Source organism: Synechococcus sp. Tobar12-5m-g (assembly GCF_024345415.1).
Classification (GTDB): domain Bacteria; phylum Cyanobacteriota; class Cyanobacteriia; order PCC-6307; family Cyanobiaceae; genus Regnicoccus.
In genome coordinates, this window is record NZ_JAGQBB010000001.1 from 160,573 (window position 1) to 175,866 (window position 15,294).

Sequence of the window (15,294 nt, forward strand, 5' to 3'; positions counted from 1 at the left end):
CCCATCGTCAAGACCGAGCAGGAACGGCCTGACGATCCATGCAGCCCTTCGAAGGACCGGCTCAGAGTTGGGGGTCCCTCTAGGTGGTCTGGCAAGGTGACCATGTGCTGGCGAACACCATGCCCCTGCTGGAGGTTGAGGATCTGGCCCGGCAGCTGGAGGGGCGCACGCTCTGGCAAGGCGTCGGCTTTGCACTGAACGCGGGAGATCGGCTGGGGCTGGTGGGGCCCAGCGGCGCCGGCAAGTCCCTGCTGCTGCGCCACCTGGCCTGGCTTGATCCGCTGCAGCGGGGCAGGATTCTGCTGCGGGGGCGCTCTCCAACGCACTGGACTCTGCCGGTGTATCGCTCCCGGGTCGCCTACCTGCCCCAGCGGGCGATCGCCTTCGCCGGCACGGTCGAGCACAACCTGTGCCAGGTGCTGGGCTATGCCAGCCATCGCGGCCAGGCCTACGCCGAGCAGCGGCTCCTGGGCTGGCTGCGGCAGCTCGGCCGGGAGGCCAGTTTCCTGACCATGGCGGCCGAGCGGCTCTCTGGGGGCGAGCTGCAGCTGCTGGCCCTGCTGCGGGCGCTGCAGCTCGATCCGGAGATCCTGCTGCTGGATGAGCCCACCGCCTCCCTCGATCCAGCCAGCACCGGGCGGGTGGAGGACTTGCTGCTCCAATGGCTGGCCCAGGGCCAACGGGCCTGCCTGCTCACCAGCCACGACGCCGCCCAGATCGAGCGCTTCACCGGCCGGCAGCTGAGCCTGACGCCATGAGCGCGCCGGGTGCCCTGCCGATCAGTGACGGGCGGCTGGCCCTCTCGGCCCTGCTCATCCTGGTGAACGTGCTGCTCTCGGGTCTGCTGCGGCTCGGGCTGGGGCGCTCGCTGCTGCTCGCTGCCGTGCGCATGGTGGTGCAGCTGCTGCTGGTGGGCACGGTGCTGGAGTGGCTGTTCCGCCAGCACGACCCGCTCACGATCCTGCTGCTGGGGCTGGTGATGGCCAGCATCGCCGGGGTGTCGGCGGTGCAGCGCACCCGGGCGCGGTTTGCAGGGATCTACGCCAACAGCCTGCTCTCGGTGCTGGCCTCCTCCGCCCTGGTCACCGGCCTGGCGGTGGGCGGGATCATCCGCCCCCAGCCCTGGTTTGCCCCCCAGTACCTGATCACCCTGCTGGGGATGGTGCTGGGCAACACGCTCAACGGCATCTCCCTGGCCCTGGACCGGCTGATGGAGGGTCTGACCAGCCGTCGGGAGCAGGTAGAAGCACGCTTGAGCCTGGGGGCGAGCCGCTGGGAGGCCTGCCTGGAGGTGGTGCGCGATGCCATCCGGGTGGGCATGATCCCCACGATCAACTCCATGATGGTGATGGGGCTGGTGAGCCTCCCCGGCATGATGACCGGCCAGATCCTTCAGGGGGCCACGCCCGCCGGAGCCGTTCGCTATCAGATCGTGATCCTGTTCATGATCGCCGCCGCCACGGCCTTGGGAGTGGTGGGTGTGGTGCTGCTGGGCTATCTGCGGCTCACCAGCCGGGAGCACCAGTTGCGTCTGGACAGGCTGCGGACGAACTCCTGAAGGAGGCCAGCCCCCATCGATCTGAAGGCAAGACTTTGCTTGTCGGCCCCGTGACTATCAACCTGCCACAGGTGAATCGGTGCGTGAGCATCAGCAACGCCAAGACCATCTGCAAGCAGCAGGTTGCCAACAGGTTGGGCCTCTGAACCATCCAGAGGTGGGATGCTGGCCTGGAGATCATCCTCGGTGTCCTTCTGGGAATCACCTTCCGGCTCAAGCAGCCCAAACGCCTCGGTAACTCCCACCTGCTTGACCTGATCCTCGTTACAAGCGGCGGTACCGATCCCGGCCTCTCCGTTCGCGTCGCAATCGTCAGCCAATGAGGCAGAAGTGTTGGATCCGCAGGCCGTGAGGGTCAGCATCAGGACCAAGGCCATGGTTGTGAAGATGGTGACAATCACTGACATCAATTCAGGGCGCGAACTATGGACAGGGCTCGAACCATGGAATGGCCATGTCGTCTCCCACAGCCTCAGCTGAGCACCACTTCCTGACCGGGAACCACCAGGGGCCGCCGGTGGGGGAGGTTGCCGAAGTGTTCCCGGGCGACGGCCAGCATCTGCTCGTCGCTGAGGCCGCTGTCGTCGAGAGTCTCCACCCCCACGATCCGCTCCATCAGGTCGCGTCGATGGGTTTCGAGGTAGTGCAGCAGCACCTGACGCATGTCGCTTTCCCCGGTGCCGTGGCCGAGCAGCAGCACCGCATCGGCGTCGGTCATCGCCTCGGTGATGCGGGCCAGGTAATCGGTGTCGATCGGGGCGCGCTGACCCGCCTGATCCCGGTCATGGCGATGGGTGAGGTTCTGATCCGTTCCCCAGATCCCGTGCGGACGGAGCACCGCATGCTCCACCTCCTCTCCTTCAAGCCGGAACACGTCCGTGCGGCGATGGTCGAGGTGCAGCACGAGGCGATGGGCCTGATCACCACGGGGGGAGGGGGCATCGACCTCGGGATGGTCGGGGCTGACGCCGGCCTCCTGCAGGAAATGACGCACCCGCATCACCGCATCCGCATCCAGGTCGGGTTGACGCAGTCCAGAACCGGAGTGGATCCAGGTTTCCTGGCCGGAGGACATCCGGATCTGCAGGCGCCTGTCATCCCGTTGGCTCACCTGGGCTCCGAGCGAACGCAACAGCGCCTCCACACGGGAAGCCCGCACGCCGTGCTGCAGGGGATGGGCAAACAGGGCCTGCAGGGTCCTGATGTGGTGGCGTCGCATGGCAAGGATCGAAGGCTGATTCGACCCTATCGAGGCGGATCCTCACGGGAAGGTTCTCCGTAACGATCGAAGACGGTGACTGCCAGGAGCGATGGCCCCATGCCGCTCATCAGGCCCCTGGTGATTGAAGTGGTCGAGATGGTGAGGCGAAACCTTCACCGGCAGAGGGGGGCGAACCTTCTGTCACTCGATGAATCAGGTGGTTCTCTGACCAACAAATGAGTTGCACCGTTTCCGGTAAACTTGTTGAAGTCTTTGCCGTCGTTTAGCTCTGGCTGATCCCAGCCTGGTGCAGTGCTGCATGCACGGAAGCGGCTGGGATGAGCAAGGGGAGCCTTAGAGCCGTCCAAAGACAAGCTTATCGAGAAACACGAGGCGAACAGGCGCCTCACCACGGATTCGCCGAAATGAAACGGCCTACAAGGCAGAAACGCCGCCACCTCAACGAGGAGATAGATGTCAGGGCCATTAAAGACATTTGCATTCGCTTTCCCGGTGACGTCTACATCTTGGCTGTCTGGTTGGCAATGTCCGATCGATCAAGAAGTACCTCGACATGCCAATCGCACACTTTCTTGCGCGGCTTGGCCAGCAAGTTTGTGTACTTGTGTGCCAATAACCATCCCAATTCATTGAGCAGAGAAGATGTCATGGCCGTTTTTCGGCGGAACGGCATCACCGGCAATCCACTGCAGCGAACGGAAGCAACGGCTAACAAAAGCCTTTCGCTTCCAGCATTCGAATCTACCGTAGGCAGCTTGGCTGCCCCTATCGCAACAATCAACGATCCAATCGGTGAACCGGAGCCTCTGTGACGCAGAATTTGAAATCATCGTTTTTTTTCGGTGGCCAGGTTGCCGCCATTGTCATCTGGCTGAGGCGGTACACTGACATTTGCCGATCCAGAGGTGCAAAACGTTAAGGACGTCAAGGAATTCAGCCATTAGTGGAGATAAGTCAAGGCTTGAGTGGCGAGGCAAGGCCTTGATTGACAGTTGCAATCCTCTGCCCCCTATTGGGCGGCTCGAATAACTTAACTGCATGATCAACAATGCTAATGGTGTCGCTGGCTCAGGCGGCTACCTGACTTTGTAAAGTGGTGTAACGTCGTTTTTCAAGCTGGGAGTCAATAGGGATGTCCTTTACGATTGAGTCCGCTTTCAATATTTTTCCCGAAACGCTGGCCGCGGATGTGGTGCCAGCCACGATTGCCCGCTTTAACCAACTGGGGGTCGAAGACAAATTGGCGCTGATCTGGTTTGCCTACCTGGAAATGGGAAAGACGCTCTCAATTGCGACCCCAGACCCTGTGAATATGCAATTTGCCAGCAGCACACTTAGCCAGATCAAGCTGATGAATTTTGATGAGCAGTCGCAACTCATGCATGACCTGGCCAGTCGGACGGATCGACCCATTTGTCGCATCTACGCCACCTGGTCAGTGAATATCAAACTCGGCTTTTGGTACCAATTGGGAAAGTGGATGGAAGAAGGGATTGTTACCCCCATTCCTCAGGGTTACCAACTTTCAGCTAACTCCTCGGCTGTCCTCCAAGCAATTCGGGTGGTCGATACTGGTCAACAAATCACGATTCTCCGAAATGCAGTGGTCGATATGGGCTTTGAACCCGCGCAGCTGGGGAGCTACAGCTCGGTGGCAGAACCTTTGGTCCCACCCCAGGACAAGGCCAAGCGCACCCCAATCGCTTCGATTCCTGGTGTTGAACACACAGTGATTCTGGAGTACATGGACAACCTGAATGCCAATGACTTTGATGCTCTGGTAAACCTTTTTGCTTCGGATGGTGCCCTGCAACCCCCCTTCCAGCGACCGATTGTCGGTCAGGAAGCCCTGCTTCGCTTTTTCCGGGAGGATTGCCAGAATTTAACATTGTTACCTGAGCGGGGCATCACGGAGCCCGACGAAGATGGTTACACCCGGATCAAGGTCACCGGCAAGGTGCAAACTCCCTGGTTTGGCCAGGATGTGGGCATGAACGTTGCCTGGCGATTCCTCCTCAATCCAGAGAACAAGATTTTCGTTGTTGCCATTGATTTACTCGCTTCTGCCAAGGAGTTGCTGAATCTGGCTCCTTAGGCTCTCTTCCTGCTGCAGGTCTTTGAGAAGGTGAGCGGTGAATGGTCGCTGATGGGCACCGGTCACGATCTCCTCCAGCCGTGAAGGCTTGTCCGAAGGAGTAGCTGTTCAGGGCCGCCACGGTAGTGGCCTGACGGCCCAGGCAAAACCTTCAAAGCCGTTGAAAGGAAAGCAGTTCAGCTCCATATTGTTCACTGAAGCTGGCTTGGAGTTGCCAGAGCTCCAGCAAGGATTTCCAGATCCTGCGGAGTGGTCGATGTCAGTGCAACTGCCGATCGCCCGTACATGGGCCTCAACGGCCAACTGCTGGCTCGGAGGGAAGGGATTAGCTCATGGATCGGCTGAATACACCATTAGACCTATAGACGAAGAGGCCTTGACGGTCAACGATGAAACCAGCTCATTGAAGGGCTTGCCTGGGACAGGGGCTGGCCTTGGGGCTGCCCGCTGGCCCAGAGGCCCTGGGCTCGCGGCTAAACCGCTTCGAGAACAGCCTCGCTGAGCTGGTGCTGGGGAACGGCAAACGGGGGTGAGCCCTGCTTGGAGAGGGGCCAGCGACGGACCCAGCAGCGGTCCCCGTCATCGTCGACGCTGAGGATTTGATAGATGGAGTCATCTTTGCCGGAGAGCCGAACAAAGGTGCCTTGCTGAAGCGTCATGGTGAAGTTCCTCAGGAGAGGACAGTGGTGGATGTCGCCCAGGGATCCGGGCTTGATCGGCCTTCAACGTAACGGAGTATTTCGGTGAATTGACAGGCAGTCATGGATTGGTCATCAGGTTGAGCGGTTGCTGACCAAGCCGGGTCCAAAGGCTGCCCGCGGCTGCCCTCGGGCTGGCATGAATACCCATTGCCAGCCAAAGGACGTGGGCCGACACTGTCATCATTGAACCGGAGGCTCCCTTGACGGACGACACTCCCCCCAACCAGGTGTCAGGAGCGCGCTGACGTTCTGGACCCTGCTCCAACAGTCTCGTTGAATCACCTGGTTTCCGGATTTCCATTTCTGGACAACGTTGTTGCCGATGCATCGTTTCAGGTGCCCCCGGCTCATCGAAACCAATTCTTGAACGTCAATGGCCCCAGGCGCCAACGCCAGCAAGCTCCGCCCCACAACCCAACACCCCCTCCCAGACCCGTCGCTTGAACCTTCGGCAGCCCCGCTCCCACGGCGCAGCCACCCCTAGACGCAAAGCCCGGTGACCTCGTCATCGGGCTTTGTTGTGCTGGGCATGGGCCATCGGGTCGGCCGTGGGGGCGTCGAAGCGGCTGGACCCGACGGATTCCAGCTACAACAGATCAGAAGAACCTCAAGCAGGCAACAAGGGCGCGCCCAAGCGGAACCAGCCACGGATCGACCCTTGCATTCCCTTGATGCCCACTGTTCTGGAAGCGATCGCGGTCGCCACGCCACCGTTCAGGCGATCCCAGCAGCAGCTGGCCACGTTCATGGCCAGGATCGAGGGGGTTCCTGGCGGTCTGCGGGGCCGCATCGCCGATATCTTCAGCCGTTCGGGAATCGAGCAGCGCTACAGCTGCCTGGCTGATTTTGGCCTGGAGGCGGACGCCTTCGGCTTTTTCCCCAGCAACTGGGCGCTCTCTCCACCGCCCAGCACCGCAGCACGCAACAGGGCGTATCGCGCCTGTGCCCCTCCGCTCGCTGAGGCTGTGGCCCAGCAGGCCCTGGAGCAAGCCGCCTGCGCGGCCTCGGAGATCACCCATCTCCTGGTGGTGAGTTGCACGGGCTTCTTCGCCCCCGGACTCGACGTTCTCCTGATTCAGCGTCTGGGGTTGCCGGTGGCCACGGAGCGAACCCTGATCGGCTTCATGGGCTGCAACGCGGCGTTCCATGGCCTGAAACTGGCCCACGGGATCTGTCAGGCCAGCGGCCATGCCGGGGCCGAGGGCCAGGGCATCGTGAAGGTGCTGATGGTGTGCGTCGAGCTCTGCTCCCTGCACATCCAGATTCCTACCAGCCTGGAGGACGTGGTGACGAATGCACTGTTCGGGGATGGGGCCGCGGCCGTCGTGCTCTCGCCCGGAGATCCTCGCCCTGGCCAGCTTGCCTACCTTGATAGCGCCTGCACGATCGCCGCACACACGCTTGAGGCGATGGACTGGGAGATTGGCGACACCGGCTTTCTGATGCGTTTGTCGGCCACTGTTCCGCAACTGATCCAGCAGACCCTGCCTGATTGTCTTGGGCCGTGGCTCCGCCGCCATGGCCTGGGCCGCGACGACCTGGCGTTCTGGGCGGTCCATCCCGGCGGTCGCCTGATCCTCGATCAGGTTCAGAAGGACCTGGGGCTCTCGCCCATGGCCCTCCAAGACTCCTACGACGTTCTACGGGAGTTCGGCAACATGAGTTCCCCCACCATCCTGTTCATCCTCAAGCGCTGGATGGAGGCCGCTTCGGCCAGGCCGGGCCAGGCAGCAGGGAAGGGGCTGGCCCTGGGCTTCGGCCCTGGACTCTCGATCGAAGGCGCCCTGTTCGCCCACGCGGAGGGATGACACCCATGGACGTGAAGCTCAGGCTGTTTCCCTCCTTCCAGTCGCGCAGCGAAGAGGACGAGCTGATGGACGATTTCTCCATCACCGATCAGCGGCTCACCGGCGCCCTGGAACAGCTGCGGGTGGTGAACCAGGTTCTCGGTGGCTACAGCGCGCCGATGAAAGCGTTGAGGCCCCTGCTGCTGGAACGCCACAACGAGCCGATTCGCATTCTTGATCTGGGAACCGGCATCGCCGATTTCCCGGAATACCTGGTGCGCTGGGCTGCCAGCCAATCACCACCTTGTGCCATCAAAGTGGTGGCCGTCGATGCCAACCCGGCCACCGTGGCCCACGCCCGCCGGTCGCTGGCACAACGGCTGCCGGAGGAGTTGCAGGGGGCCATCGACGTTCAGGTGGCCGATGCGCTGGCCCTGCCCTACGGCGATGGCTCCTTCGATGTGGTGATCGCCTCGATGTTCCTGCACCATTTCGCTCACCAAAAAGCGGTGACGGTGGTGCAAGCGATGCAGCGCATCTCCCGCCGGGGAATCATCATCAACGACCTGCAGCGCCATCCGCTCGCCTACTACGGCATCGCCGGGCTGACCCGCCTGCTGAGGGCCTCGGAAATGATGCAGAACGATGGTCCCCTTTCTGTGTTGCGGGGCTTTCAGGCCCAGGAACTCCGGAGCATCGCGGCGGACGCCGGGCTGCGGGAGGTCTCGATTCAGTGGTGCTGGGCGTTTCGTTGGCTGTTGACCAACCTGGCTGTGGAGCACCCCGCGATGAACGCCCTCGCTTGACCATGCACGACGCGATCATCATCGGGGCCGGCCTGGCCGGTTGCGGCCTGGCCATCCAGCTGGCCCAGCAGGGCCAGCGGGTGCTGCTGCTGGAACAACAGCGCTATCCCACCCACAAACTCTGCGGTGAATTCCTCTCCACAGAGGTGACGGCGATCTTCGAGCGCCTCGGCATCCTTGAAGCGGTTCAGGCCGCCGGTGCGGTGCCGATTCGCCGGGCCAGCCTCACCACCTGCACGGGGGAATCGTTCCGCACCCACCTGCCGGGGACGGCGCTGGGGCTCAGCCGCTATGCGTTGGATCGGATCCTCTGGCAGCGGGCCCTGGAGGTGGGGGCCACCTGCCTCGACCGCACGCCCGTCACAGCGATCGATGGCAACCTGGCCGAGGGTTTCACGGTGTCCACGGCCGCAGGGTTCCACCGGGCGCGGCTGGCATTCGGGGCCTACGGCAAGTGCTCACGGCTGGATCGGCAGCGGGGCCGCCGGTTCGCGGCCCGTCCCAATCCGTTCGTGGCGGTGAAGGGGCACTACACGGGCCTCAGCCTGGCGGAAACGGTGGAGCTCCATGCCTTTCCCGGCGGCTACTGCGGGCTTTCAGAGATCGAAGCGGGCGTGATCAACGTCTGCTGGATCGGCCATGGGGGCCTGATGCGATCCGCTGCCGCGGGGCTGCCCCCAACGGAGCCCTTCTCCAGGGCCGTGCTGCGCCGCAACTCCTCTCTGGCCAGCCGTTTGGAGGCCATGACCCCCGTGGCCGGAGCCTCGCAGGCCCTGGGGCAGATCAGCTTCGCCTTGAAGGGCACCTTCGACGACGACCTCTGGATGATCGGCGACACGGCCGGCATGATCGCCCCCCTCTGTGGCGATGGCATGGCGATGGCCCTGGGGTCCGCCGACCTGGCCCTGCCGATTGCCCTGGCCTTTCTGGGGGGCCACATCGAGCCGAAGCTCGTGAAAGGCCGCTACCGTCAGGGCTGGAACCGGGCCTTCCGAAGGCGGCTGCAGCTGGGCCGCTGCCTGCAGCAGGGTCTCCTCCATCCCGCGGTCGCGCGGCTGGCGGTGGGGCTTTGCGGGAGCCGCCCAGCCCTCGGTGATGCCTTGATTCGCGCCACCCGGGGGGCCGAGCGGGCCCGATGATGGCCCCAGAACCCGGCGCCCCATGCTTCGCCTGATCCACACGGCCGACTGGCAGATCGGCAAGCCCTACGGCAAGGTCGCCGATCCACGCAAACGGTTCCTGCTCCAGGAGGAACGGCTCCGGGCCATCGAGCGGATCGCCGCGGTGGTGCGGCAGCGGCAAGCCCGTCTGGTGCTGGTGGCCGGCGACCTGTTCGACTCCCCCACCGTGGCCCCGACCGCCGTGCTCGAGGTGCTTGAAGCGATCGGCGCCATGGCGGTGCCGGTGCTGGTGATCCCCGGCAACCACGACCATGGCGCCCCCGGCACGGTGTGGCATCGCGATGACTTCCAGCGAGAGCAGGCCCGCCGCGCCCCCAACCTGCAGCTGCTGCTCCACCGCGCTCCCTGGGTGCGGGAGGAGCTCGTGATCTTGCCCTGCCCGCTGTTGCGCCAGGCCGACAGCGCCGATCCGACCGCCTGGATCGCCAGCCTTGACTGGTCGGCCCTGCCGGCGGACCGGCCGCGCCTCGTGCTCGCCCATGGCGGCATCCAGGGATTTGGTGCCCGCGACTACGACGCCGACGGCGAGGCACGGGGCGGCGCCCACAACAAGCTGGATCTGGCCCGCCTGCCCGATCTGGAAATCGACTACATCGCCCTCGGCGATTGGCACAACCTCAAGGCGGTGTCTGCCAAGGCCTGGTACCCCGGCACACCCGAACCGGATCGCTTCGACCAGGGCGAGGGCAACCAGCGGGGCCAGGTGCTCCAGGTGGAGCTGGAACGGGGCGCCCCGCCGCTGGTGGAGGCCATCCCCACCGGCCGGCTGGGCTGGCACCAGCGCAGCGTTCGCTTCCACTCCGACGACGATCTGGAGCGACTCGCGATCGAGCTGGAGCGCCTGATCGGCGGGCGGGTGTCCCAGGACCTGCTCCAACTCGAGGTGAGCGGCCAGCTCAGCCTCGGCGCCCACCAGCGCTACCAGGCCCTGATGGCGGGGCTTGAGGATCAGTTGCTGCGCCTCAAGCGCAAGGGCCACTGCGACACCGCACCCCGGGCCGAGGAGCTGGCCCAGCTGGTGGAGCGCCCGGGGGACCCCCTGATCGCGGGGGTGGCAGCCCAGCTGCAGCGGCGGCTCGATCAACAGGAACAGGCCGGCGACGAGGCTTCAGCCCGCCTCACCCGCCTGGCCCTCGGCGAGCTGTTCGGTTTCGCCACACGCCCCTGAGCCAATGCCCCTGAGCTGATGCCCCTTAGCTGATGCGCCTGATCCACTGCCGCCTGCGCAACGTGCGCGTCCACGCCGAGCTGAGCGTGACCTTCGGCCCGGGCATCACCCTGGTCGGCGGACCGAACGAAACGGGCAAGAGCACCCTGGTGGAAGCCCTGCACCGCGCCCTGTTCCTGAAGGCCACCGCCAGCGGAGAACCGGTTCAGGCCCTGCGCTCCCGGCTCCATGCCGGCCATCCTGAAGTGGAGATCGGCTTCGAGGCCGGCGGCGAACGCTGGACCGTGCTGAAGCGGTTCAGTGGTGCCAGTGGCACGATCAGCCTCAGCCCCGCTGGTGGCGTTCAGCTTTCCGGCCCCGCCGCCGAGGAGCGCCTCGCCCAGCTTCTGGGCTTCAGCGAGAGCCTGGGAAGCAAGCAGGCGCAGTCGGTCTTGCCCAGCCGCTGGGCCCACCTCTGGGTGATGCAGGGCCGCTCCGGTGACGACCTGCTGGGCCGCGGCGGCGCCAGTTACGAGCTGCCGGTGCTGCTCTCCTTGCTGGAGCGGGGCGGTGGGGCGGCCCTGCAATCCGCCCTCGATCAGGCCGTGGTCGCCCGGATCGATGCGGAACTTGAAACCACCTTCACCGGCAAACGGGGCGACCTGCGGCGCAACTCCGAGCTCTGGAACGCCCGTCAGACCCTGGAGCAGGCCCAGCGCCAGCGGCTGCTGGCCGCAGATCGGCTGGCGGACTACGACGCCGCCAACGAGGAACTCGTCGAGCTGGCCGAGCGGCTCGAGCGGCTTCAGACCATCGAGCTGCCAGCCCTGAAATCGCGCCAGGACCTGCTGCGAGCCCTGGCTCTCCAGGCGAGCGAACGCAAGCCGCTGAGCCTGGAACTCCAGGCCCTCGAGGCTGCCCAGAAGGAACTGTGCGAGCTGAACGGAGCGATCGCCTCCGGCTCGGAGCGCCTCCAGGCAACGCTGCGAAGCCAGGCCGCCGCCGAGGCCACGATCACGGCGGCGGCCACGGAGCTGGCGGCGCAGCAAGCGAATCGGGAGGCGCTGGAGAGCCAGCGTCAGGTGTTGGAGCGCCGGGACCAGCAGCTGCAACGGCTGATCACCAGGGCCCGCTGCCGCACCGACCGCGACCGGGCCGCAGCGGCCCTCGCGGAGATTGAAGCCCAGGCCGCTGCCCTGGCGGAGCTGGAGCGTCGCCACCAGGACCTGCCGATCGCCAATGCCGCCCATGTGCAACGCCTGCGGGAGCTGGAGGCGGCCCAGCGGGAGGCCGGCATCCGCCAGCAGGCCCTGGCCACGGGGGTGGAGCTGGTCCGGGCCGATCAGCCGGTGTGGCTGGATGGCGAACCGCTCCAGCCCGGGGAGGAGCGCCAGCTCGGGGCCGTCGTTGAGCTGCGGGTGGGGGCGGGCGTGGCCGTGCGGATCAGCCCCGGGGGCGGCGAGGCCCTCGCCGATTGCCGCGCCGCTTTGGCGGAGGCCACGGCTCGCCTCGCCAAGGGCTATGCCTTTCTCGGCGTGGAGAGCGTGGCAGAGGCCGAAGCCCAGGCCCGGCGGCGGGAGGCGATCGAGCAACAACTGCTGGCCCTGCGCGCCACCGATCGGCGCCAGGAGCGCCTCGCCCTGGGGCGCCAGCTCGACGACTGCGTCGCCACGCTCAGCGCGATCGAAGCCGAGCTGGCCATGGTGGAGGCCAGCGAACCAGGCGAAGGACTGGACGACCCGCAAGCCCTGGATCCATTGCGCAGCCAGTTACGGCAGAACCTGGCAGGGCTCAACATCGCGGTGCTGGCCGCCGATCAGCAACTCCGGAGCGCCGGCGCTGAACTCACCATCGCCAGGGACAGCGCGGCCAGGCAGGCCCAGGCCGTGGCCGCCCTCGAGGCCGAACTCCGCGGCAAAGGGGAACGGCAGCGGGTCCTGCGTGAGGCCCACGGCGATCCCCAGTTCCTGGCCACCAGCCTGGAGGGGCTGCACCAGCGCTGGCAGCGCTGTTCCGCCGCTGTGGAGGCGCTCGAGCGGCAGCTGGCTCCCCTTTCGGACGGCCCGATCGACGCCCAGCTCCAAGACCTGGCGGAGCAGATCCAGAGGCTTGAGCTGGACTGTCAGGGGCTGATCAGCCGCCGAGGGGCAGCCCGTCAGCGCTGCGACACGATCAGCAGCGACGATCCCCATGCGGCGCTGGAGCATGGGGAGGCGGTGCTGGAGTTGGCCAAGGCGGCCCATGACGCCCTCCAGAGCCGCAGCGAGGCAATCCAGTTGCTGAAGCAGCTGTTCAACGAGGCCCAGTCCGATCTCTCAACGCGCTATAGCGAACCGCTGGCGGGCGCGATCAGCGATTATCTCCAGCCGCTGCTTGGCGGAGGGCAGTCCTGCCGGATGCATTACGACCGGGCCAACGGATTCTGTGGTCTGCAACTGCGCCGGGGCCGGGAGTTCTACGGCTTTGGCGAACTGAGCGGCGGCATGAAGGAACAGCTGGGCCTGGCCCTGCGTCTCTCGATGGCGGATGTGCTCAAGGCTGCCCATGGGGGCTGCTTGCCACTTCTGTTCGATGACGCCTTCACCCACTCCGATTCAGAGCGGATCAGGGTGATCGAGGACATGGTGCGAACGGCGGTGGCCCGCGGATTGCAGGTGATCCTGTTCACCTGCAATCCGCGGGCCTATGGCTGGCTTGGTGCAGAAACCGTGCAGCTCGAAGCAGTCCAAACTGCCGAGATTCCAACCTCTCCTGGTGCTGCGTCTCCCGCCCAGGACTAGGCGAGGGTGCTGAGCAAGGGGAGGTGAGCAAGGAAAGCTCAATCCTCGGAATCGTCGCTGCCGCCGGCTGGGATCAGGCGGATCTGCTTCTTGCCGAGCTTGATTTCGAACTCATCGCCGGGTTGCAGGCCCAGCAGAGCCGTGTAGGCCTTGCCGATCAGCAGGTTTCCGTTGAACTGAACCTTGGTGACAAAGCTCAGTTTGCGGCCCGCGTGGCCAACCCCATTGCCGCTGCCGAGGCCAAGGCTGACACCTTTGGCCTCCAGGAGCGCCTCATAGAAGGCCGTGAAATTGAGCCGCTCGCTGCCGTCTTTCTTGGTGCTCACGTAGCCGGCGGCCTTGACCAGCTCCGATTTGCCGACATCACCCAACTCTTTGACTTTGGCAAGCAGGTCAGATCCGGTGAGCATGGAATCAATGGGGAAACTTCGTCCATAACATAGCAATGCGGCGCAATTGCTGACTAGCCCCGCAGCCACCTACGCCGCGGCGCACTCCCCATCGATCAGGGTGGTCCACGCCACCGGAACATGGGGCCAGCGGCATCAACGGCTGATCCCGGCACCGATAGGTCCGAATTCTCCAGACTGCTTGAGCCTGACCCTTCTCAGCGGCCCGGGGCGGGGTTCAAATCGGCGGCTGAATCCGCAGACGCTGCGCATCGCCTGAAAGCCCATCTTCCTGGCCGGACAGCACAGCTTGCCCCCGCCCCAACCGGACAGGGGCGCCAGAATGAACGGCCATGACGACCTCGTTCCCGTGCAGCTCGTCTATGACGGTGGATGCCCGTTCTGCCGCTCCTTCGCGGCCACCAGCGAATTGCGGGGTGGCCTGCCCGACCTGGAGATCCTTGATGGCCGCGCCGATACCCTGCTGCGCCAGAGGCTCTCCGGACAGGGGTTCAATCTGGCCGATGGGGCCATCTTGATCGAGGGTGAGCGGATCTGGCACGGCGCCGATGCTGTGAACCGGCTGTGCGAGCAGATGCGACCCAGTGATCCCCTGCTGCGCCTGGTGACTGGGCTGTTCGCTGACAGCGGCCGCAGCCGCCGGCTTTATCCGCTGCTGCTGGTGGCCCGCCGCCTTGCCCTGGCCCTCCAGGGTCTGCGGCCCTGAACGATGGATGCCTCAAGGCAGCGGGTCTTCGTGTATGGCACGCTCAAACGCGGCGAAAGCAATCACCACTGGCTCACGGGCGCCACCTGCCTGGGGCGTCGACGCCTGGCCGGTGCTCATCTGCATGATCTGGGGGCCTACCCGCAAGCCGTTCGGGCCGAGGCAGCGGCGGCCGCTCCGTTGGATCCAACCGCCTTCCTGCATGGCGAGTTGTACGGGGTGGATGATCACGGCCTGGCCCGCCTGGATCGGCTGGAGGATGTCCCCCACGACTACGAGCGCAGCAGGGTTCGCCTCACCGATGGCGACACCGCCTGGGTCTATCTGGGGCGCCCCGAGCAGGTGAGGGGCCTGCCCCTGGTGCCCTTCGGTGACTGGGGCACCACGCCGGTGTTCAGCTACGGCTCCAACCTCTGCCCGGAGCAGCTGGGGCGGCGCTGCCCGGGGTGGGATGGCAGTGGTCTGGTGGTGCGTCTGGACGGGTGGCGCTGGGCGATCTGCAAGGTGCGGGCCGGCCGTGATGGGGAAGGGGCAGCAGGCATACGCCCTGATCCCGCCGCCCATTGCTGGGGCGTGGTGCACCACCTCGCCCCAGCCGACCGGCTGACTCTGGACAACTGCGAGGGGGTGGCCAACGGCCACTACCGCCACCGGATCGTGTCGGTCACGTCTCGGGCGGGCGAGTGCTTCCGGGCCTCGACCTATGAACCGACATCTGCCTGGAGTGCCGAGGGCCTCGTCGCCAGCGCCGACTATGCCGGCCGCCTCCTGCGGGGTCTGGCCCACTGGCCCCTCCCACAGAGCTGGCGGCAGAAACTGGCAGGGGAACTGGGCCACCGGGGTGCCGCGGACCCGCCTTGAGGTCCAAGCCGGGCAACGGGGGGATAGTGCTGGCATCGGG

At 65.2% G+C, this 15,294-nt stretch carries 15 protein-coding genes; 10 read left to right on the forward strand and 5 right to left on the reverse strand.

Annotated elements, in window-relative coordinates; all coding sequences use genetic code 11:
• The first annotated feature begins 83 nt into the window (after positions 1-83).
• Positions 84-758 carry an ATP-binding cassette domain-containing protein gene (locus KBY66_RS00740; RefSeq protein WP_255087163.1) on the forward strand — a complete coding sequence of 225 codons (675 nt, stop codon included), beginning with the start codon at positions 84-86 and terminating at the stop codon, positions 756-758.
• Positions 755-1,558 carry an ABC transporter permease gene (locus tag KBY66_RS00745; RefSeq protein WP_255087164.1) on the forward strand — a complete coding sequence of 268 codons (804 nt, stop codon included), beginning with the start codon at positions 755-757 and terminating at the stop codon, positions 1,556-1,558. The genes KBY66_RS00740 and KBY66_RS00745 overlap by 4 nt, the downstream gene beginning before the upstream one ends.
• Here KBY66_RS00745 and KBY66_RS00750 read toward each other — a convergent pair.
• The 3 genes from KBY66_RS00750 to KBY66_RS00760 form a co-directional block, all read right to left on the reverse strand.
• The gene (locus KBY66_RS00750; protein WP_255087166.1) at positions 1,495-1,965 is read right to left on the reverse strand and encodes a hypothetical protein; all 471 of its coding nucleotides are present in this window, start codon (positions 1,963-1,965) and stop codon (positions 1,495-1,497) included. The genes KBY66_RS00745 and KBY66_RS00750 overlap by 64 nt on opposite strands.
• 65 nt (positions 1,966-2,030) lie before the next feature.
• On the reverse strand, positions 2,031-2,777 hold the full coding sequence (locus KBY66_RS00755; protein WP_255087167.1) for a hypothetical protein: 747 nt from the start codon (positions 2,775-2,777) through the stop codon (positions 2,031-2,033).
• Positions 2,778-3,279: 502 nt separating this feature from the next.
• Positions 3,280-3,495 (reverse strand): hypothetical protein, encoded by a 216-nt coding sequence (locus KBY66_RS00760; protein ID WP_255087168.1) that lies wholly within the window; start codon positions 3,493-3,495, stop codon positions 3,280-3,282.
• Between the two features lie 417 nt (positions 3,496-3,912).
• Between KBY66_RS00760 and KBY66_RS00765 the strand changes: the two genes are divergently transcribed.
• Positions 3,913-4,875, forward strand: coding sequence for an orange carotenoid protein N-terminal domain-containing protein (locus tag KBY66_RS00765; protein WP_255087169.1), 963 nt, complete (start codon positions 3,913-3,915; stop codon positions 4,873-4,875).
• 473 nt (positions 4,876-5,348) lie between these two features.
• Here KBY66_RS00765 and KBY66_RS00770 read toward each other — a convergent pair whose 3' ends face one another.
• A complete protein-coding gene (locus KBY66_RS00770) occupies positions 5,349-5,534 on the reverse strand; it encodes a hypothetical protein (protein WP_255087170.1) in 186 nt (61 codons plus the stop codon).
• A 713-nt stretch (positions 5,535-6,247) separates the two neighbouring features.
• Between KBY66_RS00770 and KBY66_RS00775 the strand changes: the two genes are divergently transcribed.
• From KBY66_RS00775 to KBY66_RS00795, 5 genes are read left to right on the forward strand one after another with little or no spacing between them, the layout of a single operon-like run.
• Positions 6,248-7,384: a type III polyketide synthase gene (locus tag KBY66_RS00775; RefSeq protein ID WP_255087171.1), complete on the forward strand. Its 1,137-nt coding sequence runs from the start codon at positions 6,248-6,250 to the stop codon at positions 7,382-7,384.
• Between the two features lie 5 nt (positions 7,385-7,389).
• Positions 7,390-8,169 carry a methyltransferase domain-containing protein gene (locus KBY66_RS00780; protein WP_255087172.1) on the forward strand — a complete coding sequence of 260 codons (780 nt, stop codon included), beginning with the start codon at positions 7,390-7,392 and terminating at the stop codon, positions 8,167-8,169.
• Positions 8,170-8,171: 2 nt separating this feature from the next.
• On the forward strand, positions 8,172-9,308 hold the full coding sequence (locus KBY66_RS00785) for an NAD(P)/FAD-dependent oxidoreductase (protein ID WP_255087403.1): 1,137 nt from the start codon (positions 8,172-8,174) through the stop codon (positions 9,306-9,308).
• Between the two features lie 22 nt (positions 9,309-9,330).
• Positions 9,331-10,518, forward strand: coding sequence for an exonuclease SbcCD subunit D (locus KBY66_RS00790; protein WP_255087173.1), 1,188 nt, complete (start codon positions 9,331-9,333; stop codon positions 10,516-10,518).
• A 32-nt stretch (positions 10,519-10,550) separates the two neighbouring features.
• Positions 10,551-13,277 (forward strand): AAA family ATPase, encoded by a 2,727-nt coding sequence (locus tag KBY66_RS00795; protein WP_255087174.1) that lies wholly within the window; start codon positions 10,551-10,553, stop codon positions 13,275-13,277.
• Between the two features lie 38 nt (positions 13,278-13,315).
• Here the strand turns inward: KBY66_RS00795 and KBY66_RS00800 are convergent, their stop codons facing one another.
• The gene (locus KBY66_RS00800) at positions 13,316-13,687 is read right to left on the reverse strand and encodes an AbrB family transcriptional regulator (protein WP_255087175.1); all 372 of its coding nucleotides are present in this window, start codon (positions 13,685-13,687) and stop codon (positions 13,316-13,318) included.
• 322 nt (positions 13,688-14,009) lie between these two features.
• On the opposite strand from KBY66_RS00800, the gene KBY66_RS00805 reads away from it, so the two are divergent.
• Positions 14,010-14,393 (forward strand): DCC1-like thiol-disulfide oxidoreductase family protein, encoded by a 384-nt coding sequence (locus KBY66_RS00805; protein ID WP_255087176.1) that lies wholly within the window; start codon positions 14,010-14,012, stop codon positions 14,391-14,393.
• Between the two features lie 3 nt (positions 14,394-14,396).
• Positions 14,397-15,254, forward strand: a complete 858-nt coding sequence (locus KBY66_RS00810) for a gamma-glutamylcyclotransferase (protein WP_255087177.1) — start codon at positions 14,397-14,399, stop codon at positions 15,252-15,254.
• The last annotated feature ends 40 nt before the right edge of the window (positions 15,255-15,294 follow it).

What these genes read in the sequence shown, in the direction of transcription:
- KBY66_RS00780 (WP_255087172.1), top strand. Translation starts at nt 7,390, where the DNA reads ATGGACGTGAAGCTCAGGCTGTTTCCCTCCTTCCAGTCGCGCAGCGAA.
- KBY66_RS00790 (WP_255087173.1), top strand. Translation starts at nt 9,331, where the DNA reads ATGCTTCGCCTGATCCACACGGCCGACTGGCAGATCGGCAAGCCCTAC.
- KBY66_RS00810 (WP_255087177.1), top strand. Translation starts at nt 14,397, where the DNA reads ATGGATGCCTCAAGGCAGCGGGTCTTCGTGTATGGCACGCTCAAACGC.
- KBY66_RS00745 (WP_255087164.1), top strand. Translation starts at nt 755, where the DNA reads ATGAGCGCGCCGGGTGCCCTGCCGATCAGTGACGGGCGGCTGGCCCTC.
- KBY66_RS00800 (WP_255087175.1), bottom strand. Translation starts at nt 13,687, where the DNA reads ATGCTCACCGGATCTGACCTGCTTGCCAAAGTCAAAGAGTTGGGTGAT.
- KBY66_RS00785 (WP_255087403.1), top strand. Translation starts at nt 8,172, where the DNA reads ATGCACGACGCGATCATCATCGGGGCCGGCCTGGCCGGTTGCGGCCTG.
- KBY66_RS00765 (WP_255087169.1), top strand. Translation starts at nt 3,913, where the DNA reads ATGTCCTTTACGATTGAGTCCGCTTTCAATATTTTTCCCGAAACGCTG.
- KBY66_RS00770 (WP_255087170.1), bottom strand. Translation starts at nt 5,534, where the DNA reads ATGACGCTTCAGCAAGGCACCTTTGTTCGGCTCTCCGGCAAAGATGAC.
- KBY66_RS00750 (WP_255087166.1), bottom strand. Translation starts at nt 1,965, where the DNA reads ATGTCAGTGATTGTCACCATCTTCACAACCATGGCCTTGGTCCTGATG.
- KBY66_RS00775 (WP_255087171.1), top strand. Translation starts at nt 6,248, where the DNA reads ATGCCCACTGTTCTGGAAGCGATCGCGGTCGCCACGCCACCGTTCAGG.
- KBY66_RS00755 (WP_255087167.1), bottom strand. Translation starts at nt 2,777, where the DNA reads ATGCGACGCCACCACATCAGGACCCTGCAGGCCCTGTTTGCCCATCCC.
- KBY66_RS00805 (WP_255087176.1), top strand. Translation starts at nt 14,010, where the DNA reads ATGAACGGCCATGACGACCTCGTTCCCGTGCAGCTCGTCTATGACGGT.
- KBY66_RS00795 (WP_255087174.1), top strand. Translation starts at nt 10,551, where the DNA reads ATGCGCCTGATCCACTGCCGCCTGCGCAACGTGCGCGTCCACGCCGAG.